At 68.5% G+C, this 22,250-nt stretch carries 20 protein-coding genes and 2 pseudogenes; 15 read left to right on the top strand and 7 right to left on the bottom strand.

From position 1 onward, the window contains the following. Positions 1–258: 258 nt before the first annotated feature. The 5 genes from ACZ4S3_RS20415 to ACZ4S3_RS20395 all read left to right on the top strand — a co-directional run bounded on the left by ACZ4S3_RS20415 (position 259) and on the right by ACZ4S3_RS20395 (position 3,084). Entirely contained in the window at positions 259–420 is a 162-nt protein-coding gene (locus ACZ4S3_RS20415) for a hypothetical protein (RefSeq protein ID WP_467936078.1), read from the top strand. A gap of 109 nt (positions 421–529) precedes the next feature. Beyond that, positions 530–955: a hypothetical protein gene (locus tag ACZ4S3_RS20410; protein WP_467936076.1), complete on the top strand. Its 426-nt coding sequence runs from the start codon at positions 530–532 to the stop codon at positions 953–955. Positions 956–1,086: 131 nt separating this feature from the next. Then, on the top strand, positions 1,087–2,295 hold the full coding sequence (locus ACZ4S3_RS20405) for an urease accessory protein UreH domain-containing protein (protein ID WP_467936074.1): 1,209 nt from the start codon (positions 1,087–1,089) through the stop codon (positions 2,293–2,295). Positions 2,296–2,306: 11 nt separating this feature from the next. After that, positions 2,307–2,564: a cation transporter gene (locus tag ACZ4S3_RS20400; protein WP_467936072.1), complete on the top strand. Its 258-nt coding sequence runs from the start codon at positions 2,307–2,309 to the stop codon at positions 2,562–2,564. A gap of 100 nt (positions 2,565–2,664) precedes the next feature. Beyond that, positions 2,665–3,084: a class I SAM-dependent methyltransferase gene (locus ACZ4S3_RS20395; RefSeq protein WP_467936070.1), complete on the top strand. Its 420-nt coding sequence runs from the start codon at positions 2,665–2,667 to the stop codon at positions 3,082–3,084. A 34-nt stretch (positions 3,085–3,118) separates the two neighbouring features. Here ACZ4S3_RS20395 and ACZ4S3_RS20390 read toward each other — a convergent pair whose 3' ends face one another. Next, positions 3,119–4,261 (bottom strand): NAD(P)/FAD-dependent oxidoreductase, encoded by a 1,143-nt coding sequence (locus ACZ4S3_RS20390; protein ID WP_467936068.1) that lies wholly within the window; start codon positions 4,259–4,261, stop codon positions 3,119–3,121. Positions 4,262–4,329: 68 nt separating this feature from the next. Next, positions 4,330–4,701, bottom strand: a complete 372-nt coding sequence (locus tag ACZ4S3_RS20385) for a MauE/DoxX family redox-associated membrane protein (protein ID WP_467936066.1) — start codon at positions 4,699–4,701, stop codon at positions 4,330–4,332. A 6-nt stretch (positions 4,702–4,707) separates the two neighbouring features. On the opposite strand from ACZ4S3_RS20385, the gene ACZ4S3_RS20380 reads away from it, so the two are divergent. Next, entirely contained in the window at positions 4,708–5,457 is a 750-nt protein-coding gene (locus ACZ4S3_RS20380) for a helix-turn-helix domain-containing protein (RefSeq protein WP_467936064.1), read from the top strand. Between the two features lie 289 nt (positions 5,458–5,746). On the opposite strand, the gene ACZ4S3_RS20375 is transcribed toward ACZ4S3_RS20380, so the two are convergent. Continuing rightward, positions 5,747–5,896, bottom strand: coding sequence for a hypothetical protein (locus ACZ4S3_RS20375; protein WP_467936062.1), 150 nt, complete (start codon positions 5,894–5,896; stop codon positions 5,747–5,749). A gap of 571 nt (positions 5,897–6,467) precedes the next feature. Here ACZ4S3_RS20375 and ACZ4S3_RS20370 point away from each other — a divergent pair. Continuing rightward, a complete protein-coding gene (locus ACZ4S3_RS20370; protein WP_467936060.1) occupies positions 6,468–6,983 on the top strand; it encodes a transposase in 516 nt (171 codons plus the stop codon). 565 nt (positions 6,984–7,548) lie between these two features. Here ACZ4S3_RS20370 and ACZ4S3_RS20365 read toward each other — a convergent pair. Next, positions 7,549–7,692: pseudogene (locus ACZ4S3_RS20365) on the bottom strand (IS5 family transposase); the annotation flags it as partial. Positions 7,693–8,053: 361 nt separating this feature from the next. On the opposite strand from ACZ4S3_RS20365, the gene ACZ4S3_RS20360 reads away from it, so the two are divergent. After that, on the top strand, positions 8,054–8,281 hold the full coding sequence (locus tag ACZ4S3_RS20360; RefSeq protein WP_467936497.1) for a hypothetical protein: 228 nt from the start codon (positions 8,054–8,056) through the stop codon (positions 8,279–8,281). Between the two features lie 17 nt (positions 8,282–8,298). Here the strand turns inward: ACZ4S3_RS20360 and ACZ4S3_RS20355 are convergent, their stop codons facing one another. After that, positions 8,299–8,826, bottom strand: a complete 528-nt coding sequence (locus ACZ4S3_RS20355; protein WP_467936058.1) for a hypothetical protein — start codon at positions 8,824–8,826, stop codon at positions 8,299–8,301. 852 nt (positions 8,827–9,678) lie between these two features. On the opposite strand from ACZ4S3_RS20355, the gene ltrA reads away from it, so the two are divergent. From ltrA to ACZ4S3_RS20325, 6 genes are all read left to right on the top strand, one after another. Next, positions 9,679–11,415, top strand: coding sequence for a group II intron reverse transcriptase/maturase (ltrA, locus tag ACZ4S3_RS20350; RefSeq protein WP_467936467.1), 1,737 nt, complete (start codon positions 9,679–9,681; stop codon positions 11,413–11,415). Between the two features lie 56 nt (positions 11,416–11,471). Further along, positions 11,472–12,728 carry an IS256 family transposase gene (locus ACZ4S3_RS20345; protein ID WP_467936465.1) on the top strand — a complete coding sequence of 419 codons (1,257 nt, stop codon included), beginning with the start codon at positions 11,472–11,474 and terminating at the stop codon, positions 12,726–12,728. 71 nt (positions 12,729–12,799) lie between these two features. After that, complete coding sequence (locus ACZ4S3_RS20340; protein WP_467936056.1) at positions 12,800–13,252, top strand: hypothetical protein; 453 nt, start codon at positions 12,800–12,802, stop codon at positions 13,250–13,252. A 231-nt stretch (positions 13,253–13,483) separates the two neighbouring features. Beyond that, positions 13,484–16,714 carry a BTAD domain-containing putative transcriptional regulator gene (locus ACZ4S3_RS20335; RefSeq protein ID WP_467936054.1) on the top strand — a complete coding sequence of 1,077 codons (3,231 nt, stop codon included), beginning with the start codon at positions 13,484–13,486 and terminating at the stop codon, positions 16,712–16,714. Positions 16,715–16,803: 89 nt separating this feature from the next. After that, a complete protein-coding gene (locus ACZ4S3_RS20330; protein WP_467936052.1) occupies positions 16,804–17,946 on the top strand; it encodes a serine hydrolase domain-containing protein in 1,143 nt (380 codons plus the stop codon). A gap of 420 nt (positions 17,947–18,366) precedes the next feature. Beyond that, positions 18,367–19,791: a serine hydrolase domain-containing protein gene (locus ACZ4S3_RS20325; protein WP_467936050.1), complete on the top strand. Its 1,425-nt coding sequence runs from the start codon at positions 18,367–18,369 to the stop codon at positions 19,789–19,791. Positions 19,792–20,298: 507 nt separating this feature from the next. On the opposite strand, the gene ACZ4S3_RS20320 is transcribed toward ACZ4S3_RS20325, so the two are convergent. Next, entirely contained in the window at positions 20,299–21,150 is an 852-nt protein-coding gene (locus tag ACZ4S3_RS20320) for a hypothetical protein (RefSeq protein ID WP_467936048.1), read from the bottom strand. 276 nt (positions 21,151–21,426) lie between these two features. Here ACZ4S3_RS20320 and ACZ4S3_RS20315 point away from each other — a divergent pair. Further along, positions 21,427–21,570: pseudogene (locus ACZ4S3_RS20315) on the top strand (DUF5655 domain-containing protein); the annotation flags it as partial. A gap of 135 nt (positions 21,571–21,705) precedes the next feature. On the opposite strand, the gene ACZ4S3_RS20310 reads toward ACZ4S3_RS20315, so the two are convergent. Next, positions 21,706–22,191 carry a hypothetical protein gene (locus ACZ4S3_RS20310; RefSeq protein ID WP_467936046.1) on the bottom strand — a complete coding sequence of 162 codons (486 nt, stop codon included), beginning with the start codon at positions 22,189–22,191 and terminating at the stop codon, positions 21,706–21,708. Positions 22,192–22,250 lie beyond the last annotated feature (59 nt).

Genomic DNA, 22,250 nt, shown 5'->3' with positions numbered 1-22,250 from the left:
AGCGGACCTTCTCCATGGAAATCCCGCAGCCGCACTCGGCGTCCGGGCAGCGGTACACCTCGCCTTCGACGATTGCCATGAGGTGACTTCCTTCTGGCTTCGTGCTGCATACGCTGACGACGCTAAAACCTTCCTCCGAGGGCAAGGTCAAGGACCCGGCGATGCTCACATTGCCGGTCGGCGCCTAGCCTTGATGAGGGTGGTTCTTCCGGAATCTCCGCGTCCGTGTCGACGCGTTTGATCCGGTTCGGGAGAGGAGTGACCTCCGTATGTCCCGCGAGCCCCCGGAGGGGCAAGGAGATCCGGGGCAACCCGGCCGCGATCGAGTTCAAGGCGCACGACGAGATCGCCCTCGTCTACGGGCCTGCGGGCCAGAAGGTCAACGTGCCCAGCAGCTACAACTGGCCGAAGGGCGAGTGAATCCCCTCAATCCCCAGGTCAGCGGTCGAGACGCAGCCGCTGGGGGCGCCGGCCCGGCGTGCGCCCCGGCTCACGGTGCGAACGACGGGCGTGCTTTAGCATGGCCCGCATGACGAGACGCGCACCGTCGGCGCTCCGGGCTTGGTCCGGGGCGTTTCTGGTGTGCGTCCTTCTGCTTTGCCTGGGAGGGCTGGCCCGTCCCGCGATGGCGATGCCGGTGCCGGGACCGATGGGGACGCCTTCGGCCATGGCCGGTGGGCATGCGGCCGGGCATCTGTCGGCCCACGATGTTGCGCCGTCCGCGGTGCCGATGGCGGCTGGTTCGTCGGACGCAGCGCCGCACTGCCCGATGGCCGAGCAGCAGTGCACCGCTGCCAAGGCCACCCTTCTCCACGATGTCCAGCCGGTCCCGGCGCTTGCCGGTCTGCCGGGAGCGATGGGCTGCTCTGCGGCGGCCCTGGTGGCGCGGCCCAACGCGCCGCCTCCGGCGCTGGCCCCTCCTGATCTCCACCGGTTGTGCGTGTCGCGGACGTGATGGTTCGACGCCCGTGAGGTTGCCCCTGTTGCTGCCTTGCGGGACGCCGATCTTCCTCACGTCCGCCTCGGCACGCCCGTATCCCATTGCTCCGTGCGCGTGCCGTCGTATCCGAACAGGAGTCACGACGCATGCCGTCGTCCATCACCTTGCTCATCAGTGGTGTGAGCACCGGTCTGCTCGCCGGGGGCGCCTCGTGCGCCGCCGTTCAAGGGGGGTTGCTGGCCGGCGCGGTCACCCGCCGCGATCGGGCCCAGGCCCCCGCTCCCGACACTTCCAAGTCCTCCAAGTCCTTCAAATCTTCCGAGTCCTCTGCGAAGCGACCGGCCTCCGCGCGCAGTGCGGACGCGGACGCCCCACACAGCGCTTCCGCCACGTCCTTGGACCTCACGGCCAAGACCCTGGCCCCGGTTGGTGCGTTCCTCGCCGGGAAGCTGCTGTCCCACTCCCTCCTCGGCGTCCTGCTCGGGGTCTTCGGCGATGCCCTGCAGCCCAGCCCTCGTACGCAGGCGGTGCTGCTGCTGGTGGCCGGGCTGCTCATGGTGCTGTTCGCGCTGGACCTGTTCGGCGTCAAGGCCGTGGCCCGGCTGGTGCCCCGGCCGCCGGCCTCGTTCGGCCGGGTGCTGCGGCGCAGCGCCAGGACCGACTCGGTCATCACCCCGGCCCTGATCGGCTTCGCCACCGTCCTGGTGCCCTGCGGGGTGACGCTGTCGATGGAGCTGGTCGCGATCACCTCCGGATCCGCGGTGGCCGGCGCCGCGGTGATGGCCGGGTTCGTGCTCGGCACCGCGCCGCTGTTCGCTGTGCTCGGCTACCTCTTCCGCCGTACGAGCCGGGCGCTGTCCGGCCGCCTGGCCTCGCTCACCGGTGTGGTGGTGCTGGCCATCGCCGTGTGGACGATGGCCTCCGCACTGCAAGCCGGAGGCTGGGTCTCCTTCGCCAGCCAGGGCAAGCCGGCCGCGGCGAGCCAACCGTTCACCGTTGAGGGCGGATCTCAGACTGGGCCCGGGAATGGTTCGGGAGGCGGAGACGGGCAGGACTCGGCGTCCGAGGCGCCGGTGCGGATCGATGCCTCCGGCAAGCAGCTCATCACGCTGACCGTGACGGAGTTCTACGCCCCCACCCAGTTCACCGCGAGGGCGGGGAAGCCCACCACGCTGGTGCTGCATGGCAAGGACGCCAGCGGTTGCGCACGCGCCTTCACCATCCCCGCACTCGGCGTCCGGGAGATCGTCAAGAGCAACGGCGATACCACCCTCGACCTCGGCACCCGCAAGCCCGGCACGCTCCGCTTCTCCTGTGCCATGGGCATGAAGACCGGCGCCATCAACTTCCAGTAGAAAGAAATCCCATGAAGCTGTTCAGCCGCAAGAACGAGACCGAAGGCGGACCGCAGGTGCTGCTCCAGATCGAGGGCATGCACTGCTCCAGCTGCGGCCTGCTGATCGACGACGAGCTGGAGGACATCTCCGGCGTCCACTCCTCCACCACCGACATGAACGCCGGCCGCACCACCGTCTGCCTCGAAGAAGGCGCCGACGTTGATGTCGCCGCGCTCGTGGCGGCGGTGGAACAGGCCGGCGAGTACAAGGCCCGGCCGGCCGACTGAGTTGAGACCGAGGTAGCGGCCCAGTCGGGAAGCCCCCGGCCGGGCCGTTCGCCGTAGCGGCTCGGGTGCGGGGAACGCCGGTCGCCGTGAGGATGAAGGTGTGCCCGAGCCGAGGAACACCGGGCGGTTGCGTCACTACTGGGACAAGCCCGCCCGCTCCTACGACCGGCAGATGCGGTCCTTCGAGCGCACCCTGTTCGGCGAGAGCCGCACCTGGGTCTGCTCCCAGGCCAGTGGCGACGTCCTGGAGGTCGCCATCGGCACCGGCCTCAACCTTCCCCTCTACCCGCCCGGCGTCCGGCTGACCGGGATCGAGTGGAGCCCGAAGATGCTGGCCATCGCCCGCCGCCGAGCCGCCGAGCTCGGCCGGACAGCAGACCTGCGGGAAGCCGACGCTCAAGCCCTGCCGTTCCCGGGTGCCTCGTTCGACACCGTGTGTCGGCGTACGACCTTGGCTCCCCAGCCACGTACAGGTGAACGTCCCCAGGTGCTGGTGCGCGTTCGTGAGCGGACCTCGTGAGGTCCGCAGATTCGTCTGAGGTAGGCGGGCCGGCTCAGGAATCCGACTCATTCCTGCCCGACTCGCCGCGCGGCCCGGAACGTACCGTGCTTCGCACGACAGTCTCCTTGAAAGCCGCCGCGGCGCGTCCCGTCAGGACAAACCTGCGCGGGCGGTCGTCGGCGTGGGTGAACTGAACGACACCATCACGCCGGCCAAGGCTGATGTTGGTGAAGGTGTAACCGATCCGAACGGGTCCGGGCGCCCGGCCCGTCAGCCGAGCCGCGACGACATCGGCCACACCCCGGCCCATGGGCAGGGCTGCCTGGCAGGACATTCGGCTCGGTGCCCCGCTCACCGACACCCCGGCAGCCGCGTCACCGACGGCGTACACCTCAGGGTGCGAGACCGAGCGCAGGGTGGCGTCGACGAGCATCCGGCCGCTCTCATCCGTGGCGAACCCTGCCGCGCGGGCCAGCTCCGGCGCACGGAACCCGGTGCTCCACACAACGGCGTCAGCGGCGAACAGCGCGCCATCTCGGGTGTCCAAGCCGTCCTCCCGCACCGCCGCGACGACGGTCTTCGGATGAACCGTGACGTCCAGCCGGTCCAGAGCGCGCCGCAGGTGGGTCCGGGCTCGGGGCGCGAGCCCGGACCCGACGTCATCGGCACCGGTGAACAGCCGGACTCGCAGCTCGGGATAGCTCTCGGCGAGCTCCGAGGCGGTTTCCAGGCCGGTCAGCCCTCCGCCGACCACCGCAACCGTGCCGCCGGATGCAATCTCGGCAACCCTGTGCCGCAGCCGCGTCGCCTGCTCAAGGTCGGCGACGGTGTAGGCGTGCTCGGCCGCCCCGGGGACATCGTCGAGTCTTGCCCGGCTGCCCACCGCGTACACCAGGGTGTCGTAGCCGATCGCTCCGGGCGCGACGTCCATACACACGGTCCGGCCAGTGGCATCGATCGCGGTCACGCGTGCGACGACCAGCTGGACCGATGTACCGCTGAGCTGTTGACGCAACGACGGCGCCGCCCATCGTTGCCCGGCGGCAAGCTGATGGAGCCGTACCCGTTCCACGAATTGGTCTGAGGCATTGACCAGCGTGACGGTGACATCGCTGCGGCGCAGCTTGCGGGCGAGGCGCTTGGCCGCCAGCAGACCGGCGTAACCGGCACCCACGACGACGAGGCGATGGCTCATGGCATAACTTCCTCTGACTACGGCGGCCTTCGCTGCCACCTTGGACAATCAATCCCTGTGCATCGGCATCAGGCCGCTGATCCGGCCACGGCAACCGCCCAGACGATGTACAGGACGTTCACCACCAGCCGAGCCACCGCACCGACCGGCCGCTCCAGCAGCCGGGGCCGGTCCCGCCGCGCGCGTCGCAACGCGTCCACATGGGACACCAGGTAACAGGCGATCAGGACGGCAGCGCCCCAGCACCCGGCCGGCCGGGTGCACGGAACCAGCACCAGCGCACCCACCACGACCTCCGCCGCCCCCGTGACTGCCACAAGGAGCCGCTCCCGGCGGAGCCACGCGGGCACCAACATGCGGAAGTAGCCGGGGGCCAGGAAATGCATGACCCCCGTGACGACCAGGAACACCGCCAACCCGGCGGCAGCGATAGCGTGCATGGCACGATGATCCGCTCACCTCGTGCCTGGGCACTTGAACAAAACGATCGCCGCATCGTCTTCGCCTCCGGCACCGAAGCGACGATGTTCGCCGAATCCCGCCCATTCCATGTCGCCCTACACCGGCTGCCCGCGTGGAAAGCTGTGCTGCCGATCGGCGGCCACGCCGAACTCCTCCAGCCGGGACGGCCCATGGTGGCGGCACCCGGGCTGATCGTTCCGCCCCAGCTGGCCCACAGCTGTGCGGCGACCTCTCCCTATATCGCCCTGTTCATCGACTCCTGGCTGCTGCCCTCCCACCCGGAGTCGATACGGCTCGATGCCGACGAGGTCCGCCGCCTGCTCGCCGCCCTCGGCACCACCGATTCCCACGGCCCCGACGCCGGTGTGGACCTGGCCGCCGGATACACCGAGCTACGGGCACTCGCCGGGGACCCGACCCCGCTCGATCCGAGAGTCGCTCACGCCATCCACCTGTGCACGTTGTGCGATCCGGACATGCCCATCACCTCCATCGCCGACGAGGTCGGCCTGTCGGCCCCGCGGCTGCGCGCCCTGGTCCGGCAGGACGTGGGCATCGCGCTTGCCCGCTTGCGCCGATGGGGCCGGCTCCGCACCGCGATCGCCGACCTGCCGGATTCGACTGCTGCCCTGGCCGCAGCCACCGCAGGCTTCGCCGACCAGGCCCACCTCACCCGTACTGCGCGGGACTTCATCGGGCGTACGCCTGCCTCTCTGCGACGCGCTGAAGCGTAGGGCGCGCCCTGCCAGCCCGACATGCCCCGCCCCTGAGAGAGCCGGCGAACCCCGGCCCTCCCTTATGTACTCGACCGCTTTCAGGGCGGGGACGTATGGCTGTACCTGACTGGCCGCGTTCAGGTGTACGCCGACATCCATCGGCGTTCGCGTGAAAGTACCCAGCTGGGTACATGGAAACGTACCCAGCAGAAGGAATGCCGCACGCTGGGCCCGTTCGATCGTCATCCCCTGCAGACTCGGGTGGTCCCAGCGCCTCTCCGGCGCAGATCATTTGTGGAGCGCACGGTCAGCGTGGGATCAGTGAGCCGTCTTTCGTGACCGTCAGGTGTGCCTGGTGGCCGCCCGGCGAGCAGTTGCGGCCGTTGGGATAGGTGGGCTTCGGCGTGACACTGATCGGTCGGTCGAGCACGACGGCGCCCTGCTGGTTCTTGAACACCAGCCTGACGTGAATCGACTTTTCCGGGAGGCCAGGTACGGCCGCGAAGCCAGGTCCGGTATAGGGCTTGGGGGTTTGAGTCGGGCTCGCTGCTGGGCTTTGTGTGGCGGCGGGGGATTCCGTGGCCATCACGGGGTTCCCCGGGGTCGGCGGTTCGTCGGACGGGGTCTCCCGAAGTTGGAGCGTGCGCTGCCGGCATGTGCCGTCCCAGCAGGCCGTAAGGGTTGCGTCAGCCACCCTGTTCGCCAGTTGCGGGTGGACCTCTACTCGGATCCCGGCGGGCGCATCCACCAGGGTGCAGGGATGGGTGTCTCCCGTGGCACCCCCGCACGCGGTCAGCAGCGCCAGAGCCGCCAGGGATATCGCCAATCCGACGTTCTGTCTCACGCTGGCTCCTCGGCAACCGTCTGCGTCTTGATCACGGTGACTCATGCTGGCACGAAGCTGCATCACCGTCGCTCGATTTGGCCCGTCGAGAGCCATCCCCTCGCCTGTTGCTGAGTCAGGGACGAGCGAACAAGTCGGTTGCGAGGCCGGAGCCAAGCGGAAGCCATAGCCCACGACGCCGGGCGTGAGCACGGATCGGACCCCACGCGGCCGCCTTGCTCGTGGAGCGCAGTGGAGGGAGCGTCAACAGGCGGGCGCCGCGCTGCCGGCCGAGGCTCCCCGCGCTGTCCGCGCCTGCGCACGGTTCGGCGGTTGCAACGGTGACAGCGGCGATGTCGTGGTGCAGGCCACCCTCATCACCCTGTGCTTGCTGGCCCAGCGGATCGAGCAGCTGATCGGGCAGATCCGTGAACTGGAACAGCGCTTGGCCCGGGTCGTTGGCCGCTACTTCCCGCAGTTGCTCATGGGCATCGGTCCGGACAGTGCCGTCACCCTGCTGATCACCAGGGGCGACAACCCGGAACGCCTGGGCGGCGAGGCGTCTTTCGCCGTGCTATGCGAGGTCAGCACCGTCGAGCACTCCTCGGGCCGACACCGTTACCGTCGGCTCAACCGCGGGGCCGACCGGCAGGCCAATGCCGCCCTCCACCGGATCGTGCAGACCTGCCTGTGCTACGACCCGCGCACCCAGGACTACTAGGCGCGCCGCACCAAGGAGGGCAAGACCCGATGCGAGATCATCCGATGCCTCAAACGCCATGCCGCCCGAGAGGTTTCAACCTGGTCAGGCCGGTACCCGCGGAAACCCCGGCATAGGGGCGACTGTGATAGCAGGTGAGAGGTGAGGAACCCCCGTCGGCTGGCTCCGGCGGGGGTTTCTGCGTTCGGGGATGGGCCTGGTGCGTGGTGTTCGACGCGGTCTTGCTGTGCTCCGGCTCGCCGTTCTCGACGGCGTAGGGAGGGCAGCGGTGACGAGGCGGGTGCGGTGGCCGAAGTGCAGCAGAGGGCGGGGTCGTTACGCGGCAGACGAGGGCCGTGGCCTTCACGGGCGTGGATGTACCCGAGGCTACGGACGGCTCCGCGCGCACGCTACCCGGCGGCCGGTCGACCGGCGCCCGCTGACGACCTTCAGCCCGCAGCGTGCTGTCGACTGTCTCCGCCCTCGTGTCTGGCCGCACCCGGCTCGCCCCGGGCCGGCCGCCGCGACGGCATGCCAGAGACAGCGAACCCTCTTGGCTTCCTCTCAACCTGGCTGACGTCGTCGGGTACCGCCGCAGCAGGGGATCCGTCGCTGCGTCGTCCATGTCGACGCCGAGGCTGGCGGCGTGTTCGACGAAGTGCTTGCGGCAGCCGCCGTCGACCCAGACCTTGCGGATGCCGGGGTGGACGGTGGCGACCTGGTCGAGCAGCGGTACCAGGGGTGCGGCGCGCGAGTCCGGGCGCCGCACCCCGGCTCCGTCACTCCCGCGGCACCAGCGGGCCGTTACCGTATGGCATCCACGTGAGGCCGAAGTCGTCGTCTGCGGAGCCCTCCGCGGAGACGACCACCGTGCAGCCTTCGGACACGGCAGATGGAACGGGGTCTCCGAGGGCAGCCGGTCCCGGTCCAGGTTGTCCGACACGAACCGCTGCCCGTACACGTGCGTGTCGTCCGCGAGGACCGTGACCCGGAGGGAGGCCGGTTCTCCGCCGTTGCGCGCCCGGACGTGGCCGAGCAGTACCCCGTCGGTGGGCGCCATGTAGCGTGCCGGGGCACCGGGGGAGGGAGCGGTGAGCGGCCGGCTCGCCCCGAACCTGCGGATCCGGCCGTCCGCCCGCAGGTCGGTGAGCCGGAGGTGCGGGCGGGCCACCGTCACCATCGTGGTCAGGACCCGTTCCGCGGTGGTGCCCGGCAGGGTCGCCGCCAGCCGGAAGACGGTGGTGTTGTGCAGCGACGGTGAGGTCCAGGTGCCGTCCTCGGTGACCTCGACGGGCCTGCGGCCCCAGTCCATCGTGTAGTTGGCGGGGGAGCCCTCCTAAGTGAGGGTGACGCGGTCCCCGTTGTTCACATGGGGCCGTTTCGCGCGCAGGTCCCGGAAGACGAACCCCTCGGGGAACTTGGGCACGGGAAGGTCGGCCTCGGGGGTGGCCCACGCCACGCCGTCGGCGGAGGTCTCCTCGGTGATCCGCAGTCGTGCCGTGCCGGTCGCCGTGTTGACCCGGACCTGACCGAGCGTGAACGTCAGCGGGGTCACGCCGGCGAGCCAGCCCCGGCCCTCCCGGGGGGTGAGGGTGAACACCGCCTCTCCCGGTGCTGTCGTCACGGCCACGTCCCAGCCGCCGCCCTGGTCCGCCGCCTCGCCGCCCGTCACCGCCGGGACGAGCGAGCCCGGCGCCGTGGTGAGCTCGCCGGCGCCCGCTCTCGTGGGCACGGCCACCACGATCCGCTTGCAGTACGCCGGCCGTGCGCCGCCGCGCGCGGTCAGCCGCAGCGTGGCGGTGCCGCCCACGGGGAACGGGTCGGGGTCCGTTTCCAGGGCGTAGGACAGCAGAGGGTCGCTCATCGGTCGATCACCTGGAACGCGCCCGTGCCCTGCGGGAGCAATGCTCAGGACCTGTGGATCGGCGTGACGGAGCGAGGCGTACCTTCCCGATGGATCGATCGATAGGTCATCGAGCAAGGCCGACGTTCGCAGCGTCGGTCGGGAAGGCACGCCTGGTGCGACGTGAAGTCACATCGCACGCAGAGTCCGCAGGAGAGGAGACAAGTCATGCGGACCTGACCAGTGACCAACGGTCAGTCCCCAGCCTCCGGTGCGCCGGGAGTAATCCCGGGGTGCTAAGCGGAGGTGGTCAAGCCCAAGGGCTCGCGGGCCATTCGCAGGCTACAGGTGAAGGGGAAGTCCGGAAGGGTGAGTGAAAACGAACTCTCGTTGACTCGTCGTCAGACTTACACCGCTCAATGGCCAGTACTCGGCGGTGGAATCCTCTAGGGCTGGGAAGCCCGGCGCGGCAGGTCCCCATCGGGAAGGGGCCTGTGGGTCACCGCGGAGGACGGCGGAAAGGGAGCACCCCACCCGGACGTAACTGCACGATGTGGAACACGGAAACCCCGTACGGGTCCGGCCTCGTCAGCCGGTAAGCCGAAGGTAACGGAGGCCGAACCCCCGTGCGGGAACAGGATGGTCCAAGAAGCGAACGCCACCAGGGCGAAAGCCCAGGGGAAGCGGCCGCCGACCAGGAGTCTCCACCTGGCGGCCCATAACCCGGTGGACACCAGCCTGTGGCTGGAGCCGAAAGGCGGCTGACGTGGACCAGGTAGGCCATGAAGGGACGATGAGCAAGCACTTGCACCGAGGCACAAGTTGGACTGAAGGGAGGCTGCGTTGACCGAGTCGGCCATCGTCGACCCCCGGATGAACGGACCCGAGGGCGACGCCGAGTTCTGGCACAGCATTGACTGGAGCCGAGAAGAGACGTCTGTAAAGCGGCTGCGTCAGAGGATTTTCAGGGCTGCCCGTGAGAATGACATGAAGCAGGTGCGTAACCTGCAAAAGCTGATGCTGCGGTCCAGGGCCAACACGTTGACGAGTGTCAGGCGGGTCTGCCAGGTCAGCACCGGCAAGAAGACGGCGGGAATCGACGGGCAGAAGGCTCTGTCTCCGGAGAAGCGGGGGAAGATGGCGCGGCAGATACTTGCTGACCCCATGTCCCACCCCAGGCCCGTACGTCGTGTGTACATCCCGAAGGCGAACGGCAAGAGGCGCCCTCTGGGCATCCCGGTGATCCGGGACCGGGTCGACCAGGCCAGGTTCAAGAACGCGCTTGAACCGGAGTGGGAGGCTAGGTTCGAGGCCAGGAGCTACGGCTTCAGGCCAGGACGGGGAGCTTGGGACGCCATAGAGATGATCTTCAATGTCGCCGGGCGGAAGACTGCCAAGCGACTGTGGGTCCTCGACGCCGACCTGTCAGCCGCCTTCGACCACATCAGTCATCAGCACCTCATGGACTCCGTTGGCCTGTTCCCAGGAAGACGGCAGGTCCGGGGGTGGCTGAGAGCTGGGGTCATGGAGGACGGGCGGTTCATCTCAACGCCTGAAGGCACCCCGCAAGGCGGCGTCATCAGCCCGCTGCTGATGAACATCGCCCTCCATGGGATGGGAGAGGTCATCGGAGCGAACCGACCTTGGAACGCCAAGACGACCTCGCCGGCCCTGGTTCGGTACGCCGACGACTTCGTGGTCTTCTGCACCACGGAGAAGGAGGCGGTCAAGGCCAAGCATGACCTTGCCGAATGGCTCGAACCCCGAGGTCTCTCCTTCAACGAGGAGAAGACCAGGGTGGTGCACCTCTCCAACGGGGTGGACTTCCTCGGGTTCAACGTCGGCAGGTTCCGCGAAAAGCTGATCATCAAGCCGAGCCGGGAGGCCCTGCAGAGAGCCCGGAAGAGGATCAGTACCACGGCCAGGGAGAACAGCGGCTCGCCCACTGAAACCCTGGTCAGGGCATTGTCACCATTCGTACGTGGCTGGTCCACGTACTACCGGACTGTCTGTTCGAAGGAGACCTTCAACCTACTGGACGCCCACACCTTCGAGGTCTTGAAACGCTGGGCCATGCGACGGCATCGCCGCAAACCCTGGGGATGGATCAAACGGAGGTATTGGGGCAAGTTCCAGCCAGGTAGGTCCAGCAAGTGGGTGTTCGGCACCCCCGAGCACTACCTGCAGCAAGCCTCCTGGATGCCGATCCAGCGTCACACCCTGGTCAAGGACGACGCGTCGCCCGATGATCCGGAGCTGGAAGAGTACTGGGGGAACCGTCGACGCAAGCGGGTTCAGGCGGTGGGAGAGCCCAAGAAGATTCTCTCCCTCGCCTACCGTCAGCGGGGGCTGTGCCCCAGGTGCGGACTGGATCTGATCGACGGAGCCGGGTTCGACCCGGACGACGTTCAGGACTGGGCCAATTGGTTCACGGGGAGCCTCCGGGCGATCCACGTGCACCACCTGACCTATCGCAGCAAGGGCGGCAGCGACCACCCGAGCAACCTGGAGCTGATCCACACGACCTGTCATCGCCAGGTACACGCTGGCGACCGGAAACATGACACTCACCGGCAGCCACAGGCCAGCTTGAGCCGGATGCGGGGATGACTCGCACGTCCGGTTCTGAGGGGGCCGGGACGCAGCAATGTGTCCCGGCTACCCGACTGCTTACGGTAGTCAACGAGGACGGCACAACGCCAAGTGGCAGCTCGCTGCTGGATGAGATCGTCCGTGAGGGTGCCCGGCAGATGCTGGCCGCCGCGCTGGAAGCCGAAGTCAACGCCTATATGGCCGAGTTGGCGCACGAACGGGACGGTGACGGCTGTCGGCTGGTGGTCCGTAACGGCTACCACCAGCCCAGGAAGGTCACCACCGTGGCCGGAGCCGTCGAGGTCAAGGCGCCCCGGGTCAACGACAAGCGGGTGGACGAGGCGACCGGGGAGCGCAAGAGGTTCTCTTCGGCGATCCTGCCGCCGTGGTGCCGGAAGTCCCCGAAGATCAGCGAGGTGCTGCCGCTGCTCTACCTGCACGGTCTGTCCTCCGGTGACTTCGTGCCCGCGCTGGAGCAGTTCCTTGGCTCCTCGGCCGGCCTGTCGCCCGCGACGGTGACGCGGGCGACCGCGCAGTGGCAGGCCGACCACAGCGCGTTCCAGGACCGTGATCTGTCCGCCACGGACTATGTGTATGTCTGGGCGGACGGCGTCCACCTGCGCATTCGTCTGGAAGAGGCGAAGGCCGCGGTCCTGGTTCTGATGGGCGTGCGCGCGGACGGCACGAAGGAGCTGATCGCGATGACCGACGGCTACCGCGAATCCTCCGAAGCGTGGGCGGGCCTGCTGCGGGACTGCGCCCGCCGGGGCATGCGCGCCGCGGTCCTGGCCGTCGGCGACGGCGCACTCGGCTTCTGGAACGCGCTGGGCGAGGTCTTCCCCGACACCCGCCATCAGAGGTGCTGGGTTCACAAAACAGCCAACGTGCTCGACGCGCTCCCGAAATCCGCCCAGCCCGCGGCCAAGCGCGCAATCCAGGAGATCTACAACGCAGAGGACAAGGAGCACGCGGCCGAAGCCGTCCGCGACTTCCAGCGGGCCTACGGGGCGAAGTACCCGAAGGTCGTCAAGCGGATCACGGACGACGAGGACGAGCTCCTGGCATTCTTCGACTTCCCCGCCGAGCACTGGATCCACCTGCGGACCACCAACCCGATCGAGTCGACCTTCGCCACGGTCCGGCTGCGGACGAAGCTCACCAAGGGCGCCGGCAGCCGCGCCGCCGCGCTCGCCATGGTCTTCAAGCTGATCGAGTCCGCCCAGGCCCGCTGGCGGGCCGTGAACGCACCCCACCTCGTCGCCCTTGTCCGCGTCGGCGCCCGCTTCGAACGCGGCCACCTCGTCGAACGGGAGGAGACTCTGGTGGCATAACTTCCTTCCCTGCGCGACCTCGCAGATCAGAACTGCCGCAACCGCATCGCCGACCAGGAGGAGACCTCAGCATGAGCCCGGTCCCCGACGAACGCGACCGCATCCGGGATGCCATGGATCGCATCCTCAACGGACGACCACTGCACTCAAACGGAGCGCTGACAATCGTCGCCCTGGGCGCGGAAGCCGAAGTGCCCCGCAACGTTCTCACCCAACGCCACACGGACTTGAAGAACGAGTTCTACGAGAAAGTCCGCGCCCGCGGAGAGATGCCAGACAGCGAGAAACGGCTCCGCCGGCAAATCCGGAAGCTCAAAGAACTCCGCGCGGCGGACACCGAGGAACTCCGCCAACTCCGGGAAGACAATGAAGCTCTCGCCGGAGCACTGCACCAGGCGGTGACGGAGAACCGACGCCTCCGCCGGCAACTCACCGAAGCACCTCAGTCAGGCGCTGGACTGTGCCGAACACGGCCCACCGGAAGAGTGAGTGGGCCTCATCGGACCTGTTCCAGGGGTGCCTGACACACAGGTAACACCATCTGGCAAACCGCATTCGTCCGGTTGCGGTGTCTCCACGGCGGCTGGGGGTTGTTGGCGCCGTAACTCGACGGGATCCCGCCGTGTATGGACGAGGTGGTCGGTGACTATCGCCCGGCGGGCGACTGAAGCCACCAGCGTTCCAGATCCCGGTTCCGTTTCCTGAGGTCACCATGCGTTCGCGCAACCGCCGCGGCGGACGGTATCAATGGGTGGGTGAGCGAAGGTGGCGGGATTCGGGTGGCGGTGCTGGGGCCGGTTCGGGCCTACGTTGATGGATCGCCGATCGGCATTTCCGGTGCCCGGGTGCGTCTCCTGCTGGCCCGGCTGGCGCTGGCTCGCGGTCGGCTGGTGCCCTCCGAGGTGCTGATCGACGACCTGTGGGGTGCGGATTCGCTTGCCGACGCGACCAATACGTTGCAGGCGCTGGTATCACGGTTGCGCAAGGTCGTGGGCGCTGCGGCGGTGGAGCTGTCGAGCGGGGGTTACCGGCTCAGGGTGGAGGTGGACTCACCGCGGTTCGAGGAGCTGGCTGCGCGAGGTCGCCGGGAACTGGCCGCAGATCAGCCTGCCGCCGCTATCGCCAGTCTTGACGCGGCGTTGGGCTTGTGGACCGGCGCGGCGCTGAGCGATCTGCCGGACGTCTCGTTCGTCCGTACGGCGGCCGCGCGGCTGGAGGAGTTGCGGCTGGGGGCCGTTGAGGATCGCTTCGGGGCGGCGTTGCGTCTGGGGCGTCACGGAGAGGTGCTGGCTGAGCTGGAGGCGTCGGCGGGGGCGCATCCGCTGCGTGAGCGGCTGGCCGCGCTGCGGATCCGTGCGCTTTTTGAGGCGGGCCAGCAGTCGGAGGCGCTCGCCGCATACGAGAAAGTTCGCGGCGCACTCGCCGAGCAGTTCGGTGTCGATCCCGGGGCCGAACTGCGACAGGTCCACCTTGCCATGTTGCGCGGCGAACTCGACCCGCTGGTGGCGCGTCCGAAGCTCGTGCCCGGGCGGCTGCCCGCGCACCTCACCAGCTTCGCCGGGCGGGAAGCGGAGCTGAGTTTGCTCGCCGGACGGTTCGCGGCCGCCCGACTGGTCACGATCGTCGGGCCGGGCGGCGTGGGGAAGACCCGGCTGGCCGTCGAGGCGGCGACCCGGCACCCGGCCCACGAACAGGGTCGGGTGTGGTTCGTACCGCTGGCCGGAGTGGGTGTGCCTGCCGGGATCGACCCACCGGGTCAGGCAAACACGCCGAACCGGGTGAGCACGGCGGGCCGAGTGGACATGGCAGCCCCGGCCGGCGCGATAGATCTGGCCGGTGCGGCGGGCGAGGTCGCTGGGGCGGTGCTGGGGGTGCTCAGTGCCGCCAGGATGCGTCTGGGCGGGGGACGGCAGGGGGTGCTCGATCAACTGGTGGAGCTGATCGGCCCCGAGGCGGCGGTGCTGTTGCTGGACAACTGTGAGCACCTGGTGGCCGCCGCCGCGGAGTTCGCCGACCTGCTTCTGGAACGGCTGCCGCGGCTGACAATCCTGGCTACCAGCCGGGAACCGCTGGCGATCACCGGCGAGTCGCTGTGCCGGCTCGGTCCGCTGGAACTGCCGACGGGGACTGCCTCGGCGGGGGACTCCGCAGCGGTGCGGCTGTTCGTCGATCGGGCTCAGGCCGTACGGCCCGGCTTCACGCTGGATGAGTCGACGGCAGGGGTGGTCGTCGACATATGCCGACGGCTGGACGGCCTGCCGCTGGCCCTCGAATTGGCCGCCGCCCGGCTGCGCTCGATGACCGCCGAGCAGATCGCGCACCGCCTTGACGACCGGTTCCGGCTGCTCACCTCGGGCAGCCGGGTCGCGCTGCCGCGGCACCGGACGCTGCTCGCGGTGGTCGAGTGGAGCTGGGAGCTGCTGACCGAGCAGGAGCGGGTGCTGGCCGGACGGCTGTCGATCTTTCCCGGTGGGGCGACGGCGCCCGCCCTTGAGGCCGTCTGCGCGGACGAGAAATTGCCCGCCGACGACGTCGTCTACGTCCTCGGTTCGCTGGTGGAGAAGTCTCTGGTGCAGTGGGACGGACAGCGGTACCGGATGCTGGAGACCATCCGCGCGTACGCGAGCGAGCGGTTGGGCGAACACAAACCCGTCTCCGATCGATTCCTGCGATATTTCCTGGCATTGGCCGAGGAGCATGAGCCGCGCCTGCGGTCCCGGGAGCAGCTCGCCTCGTTGCGGTGGTTCGACGCCGAGTACGACAATCTGGTGGCCGCGCTGCGTGCGGCCATCAACGACGGCGTTGCGGACGCGGCGGCGCGGCTGGTCGGCTCGCTGCTGTGGTACTGGCAGACGTTGCGCTCCGACGCCCGGGCGGAGGGGTTCGTGGCTGAGGTGCTCCGCTTCGGCGACGCCCTCCCCGGCCCCAGCCGGGCCGCTCTCACCGCGCTGTATCAGCTGAACGGGAGCGATGGAACGGCCGCCGATCCCGAGCGGGTGCGCTCGGTCATCGAGGACTGCGTCAGCACCGGCGCGCTGGAATACCACCCGATGTTGCTGGTGACGGCCCCCATGGCCTACTTCATGGGGTACGTCGAGCTGGCCGAGCGCCTGCTGCACGGCACCGAAGATCATCCGGACCGGTGGGTGGCGGCCGCCGCCGCCTGGGTGCGCGCCGTCTTCCGGAACGATCAGGGTGACTGGCCGGGCGCGGCGGTGGAGCGGACGCGGGCGCTGCGCGGGTTCGAGGAGGCGGGAGACCGGCTCGGCGTGGCGTTCACGCTGGCCGAGGTGGCACAGGACCACGCCCTTCAGGGGGACCATGACCAGGCGCTCGCCGCCCTGGCGCGGTGCGTCACGCTCGCGGCCGAGGTCGGCTGGGCGGAAGAGATCTCGTACCGGGCCCGGCTGGGCGCCCAGCGATTGCGCGCCGGCGACCTGGACGGGGCTCGGCGGGACTTGGACACCGCCCTGCTGCAGGCGGTCGAGCGCGGCCAGCCGCACCTGCGGATCGAGGCGCTGGTGGGCCTGGCCGACCTGCACCGCCGCGCGGGCGAACCGGACCGCGCCGAGCAGACGCTCGACAATCTGGAGACGCTCGTTCGCGGGCTGCCCGGTGCCGAGCAGGCCGCTGCGATACTCATCGCCCCGGTCCGGATGGCCAGTCGGCTCGACACCGGAGCCACGACGGCGAGCGAACTACTGCCCCAGGTGGTGGCGGCGGGATCCGCCGTACGAGATAGGACGGCACCGGCCGCGGAATTGCTGGCCCGGTTGCTGGCGCAGGAGGGGGACACAGCCGGGGCAGCGACCGCGCTCGGCATGAGCCAGGTCATTCGCGGGACGTTCGACCGGGGCGATCCGCAGCTGCGCGCGCTGATCGACGATCTCACCGCACGGCTCGGCGCAACGGCCTACGCGCAGGCGTTCGGCCGGGGTGCCGGGATGCCGCGAGTCGAGGCGCTTCGTCGGCTCGGCTCACTCTGACGGCCGCCGTCAGTCGCCTTTCAGTACCCGGTCAGCGCGTCCGGGCAGGGTGAATCTCACGTGATCATCCCGTTCGGAAAGGCATCGACATGGCAGGCAACACGCACGAGAAGGTGCAGGAGGCGCTGGACCGGGTGGTGGCCGAGCAGAGCGCTCCCGGCGTCGTCGCCGAGGTCCAGGATGAGAACGGCACCTGGTTCGGCTCGGCCGGGGTGGCCGACCTCGAGACCGGCCGCCGCCGCGAACCCGGGGAGCAATTCCACGCCGGCAGCAGCGGCAAGGCGGTCACCGCCGTCGCGATGCTGACACTGGAGGCTGAGGGCAGGCTGCGCCTCGACGACAGGGTGGACACGTGGCTGCCCGGCGTGGTCAGCGGCAACGGCAACGACGGCCGCAAGATCACCATCAGGCAGCTGCTCACCCACACCAGCGGCCTGGGGATCACCGGCCTGAGTGCCGAGGTTGTGCGCAAGTATCACACCCGGTCCGGGTTCGCCGAGCACCGCTACGACGTCTCGACCGTCGACGAGCTGCTGAAGCTCCAGATGGCCATTCCACCGACGTACGAGCCGGGTGAGGACTTCGCCTACTCCAATGGCGGCTACCACATCGCCGGAGCGATCCTTGAGAACGTGACCGGCCGGAGCTATGAGGACGAGGTCGATCGGACGGTCATCCGGCCGCTCGGGCTGACCCACACCTATGCGCGGTCCTTCGCCGAGCGTCGGTTCCGCGGGCAACACACCAAGGTGTACTCGAGGATGCTCATCAGGGATGGCGTCGATCCGGAGAGTCTCACACCCGACAACTACGCGTCGCTTCTGCTGGGCCCCGATGCCGATCCGGTCGACGTCACGGACAGGACCTTTCCTACCTGGGCCGCCGGTTGCGTTGTCTCGACCACCAGCGACATGCTCCGGCTCATGGGCGCGCTGATCACCGGCTCCCTGCTGCCGCCCGCGCAGCATCGCGCGATGTGGAGCACCGTCCCCACCAGGGACTGGATCCCCCACGCCCGGTACGGCACCGGGGTGGCCCAATGGGCGCTGGCCGACGGCCGCATGCTCTACGTCGTGGCTGGAGTGGAGGGAGGCACCGTCAGCGTGACCCTGGGAACTCCCGACGGTGGGCTCATCGTCTCCATACATTTCAACGGCGACTGGAACTGGTACCTGGCCTGCAACCAGATCGTCGAGGCGGCGTTCGGCTCTCCATTCCTCATGACTCAATAGCGCACCAGGCAGTCTGTCAGCGCCTGCGGACATCGCCCGGATGTAAGAACTGCCCCCATCACCCGGTCGCGCTCGGACATCGACGCGACGGCATCGTGGTACGCCCGCCGTTCATGTCCCGGGGAGTCGGACCGGCCGGGAGCACGCCTGCGCCAGCGTGGGGACGTCATCCGGTTCGCCTGCGTGTTCCTGCGTAACGGGCGCGCCGCCGACGGCACCCGGATCCTTTCCGAGCGGGCCGTGGCCGCCATGCAGACCCCGCAGATCGACGTGCCCGCGCGGTGTTTCGCCGAACGATGGCGCCTCGGCCCGTACACAGGTGGGACATCGCGTTCGTCCCGGACGACGGCGGTCCTGCCGAACTCATGCTCAACCGCGTATTCGCGGCGAAGCGGATCGATTGACCAGGAAGGAACAGCAATGACGAAACTCAACTCACTGGCGGACTGGCTCGGCGAACGGCTCCCCGAACTGATCGCCGAGCACCGAGTGCCAGGGGCGGTCATCGGCGTCTACGCGAACGGGGAATTCCTGGAACGCGCCGCGGGTGTGCTCAATACCGGCACCGGTGTTCCGGTAAGCACCGATTCGCTATTCCAGATCGGTTCCATCTCCAAGGTCTGGACAGCCACCTTGGCACTGCAACTGGTCGAGGACGGAAAACTCGACCTCGACCTGCCCGTCCGCGCCTACCTGCCGGAATTCCGGCTGGCGGACGAGTCCGCGGCCGCGCTGATCACCACCCGCCAACTGCTGTGCCACACCGCGGGGTTCGAGGAAGGAGACCTGCTCACCGACACCGGTCGCGGCGACGACTGCATCGCCCGGTACGTCGAACTGCTCGGCGAGGCAACCCAACTCTTCGAACCGGGCGAACTGTTCTCCTACAACAGCGCCGGATACTGCGTGATCGGCCGAATCATCGAAACACTCCGCGGCAAACCGTACATCCAGTGCCTCCGCGAACACCTCATCCAGCCACTGGAACTCGCGCACACCGCCACCGACGCGGAGGAAGCCATCCTGCACCGGGCCGCGGTCGGCCACTTCCAACCGGGACCCGACGTTCCACCCCAACCAGCCGGAGTCTGGGCACTGCCCCGCTCCCTCGCGCCCGCGGGCTCCGCACTGACGATGAGCGCACGCGACCTGCTCACCTTCGCCCGCAGCCAGCTTTCCGACGACGGCGGCAGCGTGCTCGGCACCGAGGCCAGCCACGCCATGCGGACCGAGCAGGTGCGAGTGCCCCCAGTCACAGCACACGGTGACGCGTGGGCACTCGGCTGGGAAATCTTCCACGTCGGCGGGCACACCATCTATGGCCACAACGGCAACACCATCGGCCAATCCGCGTTCCTGCGACTCGTCCCCGAACAGGACATCGCGGTCGCGCTGCTCACCAACGGCGGCCAGGGCGTACCCATGCACCACGAACTCCTCGGCCACTTGCTGCGCGAACTCGCCGGTATCGAGCTGCCCGCGCTGCCGGCCCCGGGCCCCGGCACCATCGACGCGAGCCGCTACCTCGGCAGCTACGGCACCTCGATCGCGGACATCACCATCAGCCAAGACGACAGCGGCACGATCTGGGCCGAACACGTCCCCGCCGGCGAATACATCGGTTCCGCTCCACCGCAACGCTTCCAGCTCCTGCCCTACCACGGCGACACCCTGGTCACCGCCCAGCTGGAACGGGGCATCCACCGCATCCAGACCTTCGTCGGCGACGACGGCCACGGCAAGGCACGTTTCCTGCACATCGGCAGCGCCGTACCCCGACGGTCCGATGCATCCCGGCCACCTGCCCCGAACCTCGGCGGCGGCTCGCGTGCGGCCGGGCAGTAGCTCGTACCGAGGACCCAGAACAGCGCGGAGCAATAGTCAAGATCTTGATCCACAGGTCTTGACTATTGCTCCCGAACGGGCAGGGCTCTGGCATCAGGTGACGCAGCGAGGGGCGGTCAGCGGTGGCCGATAGATCACCCCTCATGCTTCCTGCGGCACGAGAAGTGCTCTGGCAGCCCTTCGGGTCCTGGAAGGCTTGCGGGCTGACCGCAGCCGAAGCGGCAGAGCGGGATCGCTTGACCCGACGCGTCGACCGGAACCCTGGCAGCCTCGGCTTCCCGCGGTCGGGACTCAAGGACGATCGCGCGGCTGCCACGTCTCTGCTTCGGTTCAGCCCGCACCTCTGAAGCCGGACGGTCCTCGGTGCACCTGTCGCGCCGGTCCCCCTGTCGTACGGATGGCTGGCGCTCCTTGTCGTCCAGGGCGGGCCCGTTCGCCTCGAGGTACTGCTGCCACTGCTGTGCGGGGAGCCAACCGTGGTGGCCGCCCCGCTGGAACGGGATCCGCTCACCGGCCGCAGCTTCCACGATGAACCGGGTTAGGGTCAGGCCGCCTTCCCCTGTGAAGGTCTCGACTGATGGGCGGGCATGAGGACGCGGTGCCACCCCCCCCGCAGTACCCGGAGTCGGTGGGGTTCTCCGGGTCGTAGGGCTTCTCCGGGCACCGAGTGAGCGCGCCGTTTTGGCTGCACTGGCCCTCCTCCAGGACGAAGTTGCCGTCCTGGACCGCGATGGGGTTCTTCTGCACGCGAATGACGGAGGCCGGCAGGTTGGGCGTGCGGACGTAAGGGACGGTGCCGATACCTGCGTGGTCGGGGTCGGCGAAGTCCCAGACCGACTGAATACCGCCGCGGCGTCGGAACCCCTCCCGTGCACGCATTCCGCGGACTGTCTGGGCGCTCAGCTGAGGCTCGTAACCCAGGACGAGGCCGTTGGCGCCATTGATGCGTACATCGAGGCGCGCGTGCCCGTCGGCGGTCTGCGACTCGATGTCGGCGTGGAAACCGTGATCTTCGGAGTCCTTCGCGACGCGTTCCTTGCGGGCGAGGTGCTCGTCGGACTCGTGGCTGATGGGCTTCTCCCCGGGTTTCCGGTAGTGGGAGGCAAGCCATACGCCGTCACGCTGGACAAGGTACATGGGGACGCGTCGGTCGCGGAGGTCCCGGCAGTCGGGGCAGATGAGCCCGCGCTTTTCGACGGGGACACGTCCGCGCATGCGCAGGAGCACGTTCAGGAGGTCTCGGCCTTGCGGGACACCGAGGTCGGAGCGGTCCAGGTCGAGGTTGCGGCCGGCCGGTTCGTAGTAGACGGGGTTACGGAAGAGGTCTTCGTCGCTGTCGATCTGAAGGTCGTCGTCCATTGGTGCTCCCCGCAGCCGCCACGAGTAGGACTCACAAGGCTACGGGGAGGGTCTGACAATCGGTGCTGACCTGCGTAAACGCAGCTTCCGGGCGCTGTCCCCCGGGGCGCGGGGGACGCATGGGGGAATCGTAGATTCCCGGTGGCCGGGGGACGCGAGCGTTCTCCGGCCGGGCCGTACGCAGGGCGTAACACTATCTTCACGCCTCCGTAGCCTCTCGCGGAAACACTCCCGCACCTCATCGGCGTTGGTGATCGCCGAGCCGAGGAGGGGAAGGTGTCGGGCCTGAAGCTGTTCCGCACGGATACGACGAATAGCGGAGTGACTGAGGTCACGCCGCGCCTTGCTGAGGTCGAGGCAGATGTGCAGGGACTCGTCGAGGCGCACATGGAGACGCTGCTGGGTGTCCGGTTCCTGGCGTTATCTTGAGCTTGCTCGATGGGGAAGGCCCGGACCTGGGCCGATGCGATGTGGACAGTGTCCTCGACGCCGCGAACCGAGAGGCTATTCCGGAGACGGAGAATGTCTCATTCGGTCCGTCGTCCGTCGTGTCGGTCAGCTGGGTGACGTCTCAACGGTCACTGCTACTGAGCGGTGCCGAAGTTGGGCTGCAATGAGCTCCATCTCGACGAGAGTGCCCACCAACCCTGTCGTTCTCAGCTCCTCTGCCATCGCTTGAGCTTGTGCCAGAGACAGCTCGTGTACTTCTCGCAGAACGCGGAGGACGGTCACGCGGCTCGCTTCGGGTTCTATCAGCCGGAGCCGGGCGGGCCCGTGTTCCGTCAAGAGTGCCTGGCGGATCGCCTCGGGAGTCGCGCCGCCACTGTCCTCCTCGCACCAGGCAACGGGGCAGATCTGGCAGGTCCCCTCCGTTCCCCACCACAGCCTTCCGCGGTCGATGAACTGGCCAGCGTCACGTATCAGCATGCCGCCGCAGGCTTCGCATACTGTCGTGATCTTCACGCCCTGGGTGATCACCGTGCTCCTCGTCATCGGACCTGCCCGGATCGTGCCGTACCGGCTCACCTTCTGCGACTGCATTTCCTCGCCAGTGCCTCGGCTCTGGAAGCAGGTGATGTCACGGCTCCGAATCACCAGGC

This window comes from Streptomyces sp. NPDC028368, assembly GCF_055565615.1.
Note: the sequence above shows the minus strand (reverse complement) of the source record. Positions and strands in the feature narration are given on the sequence as shown.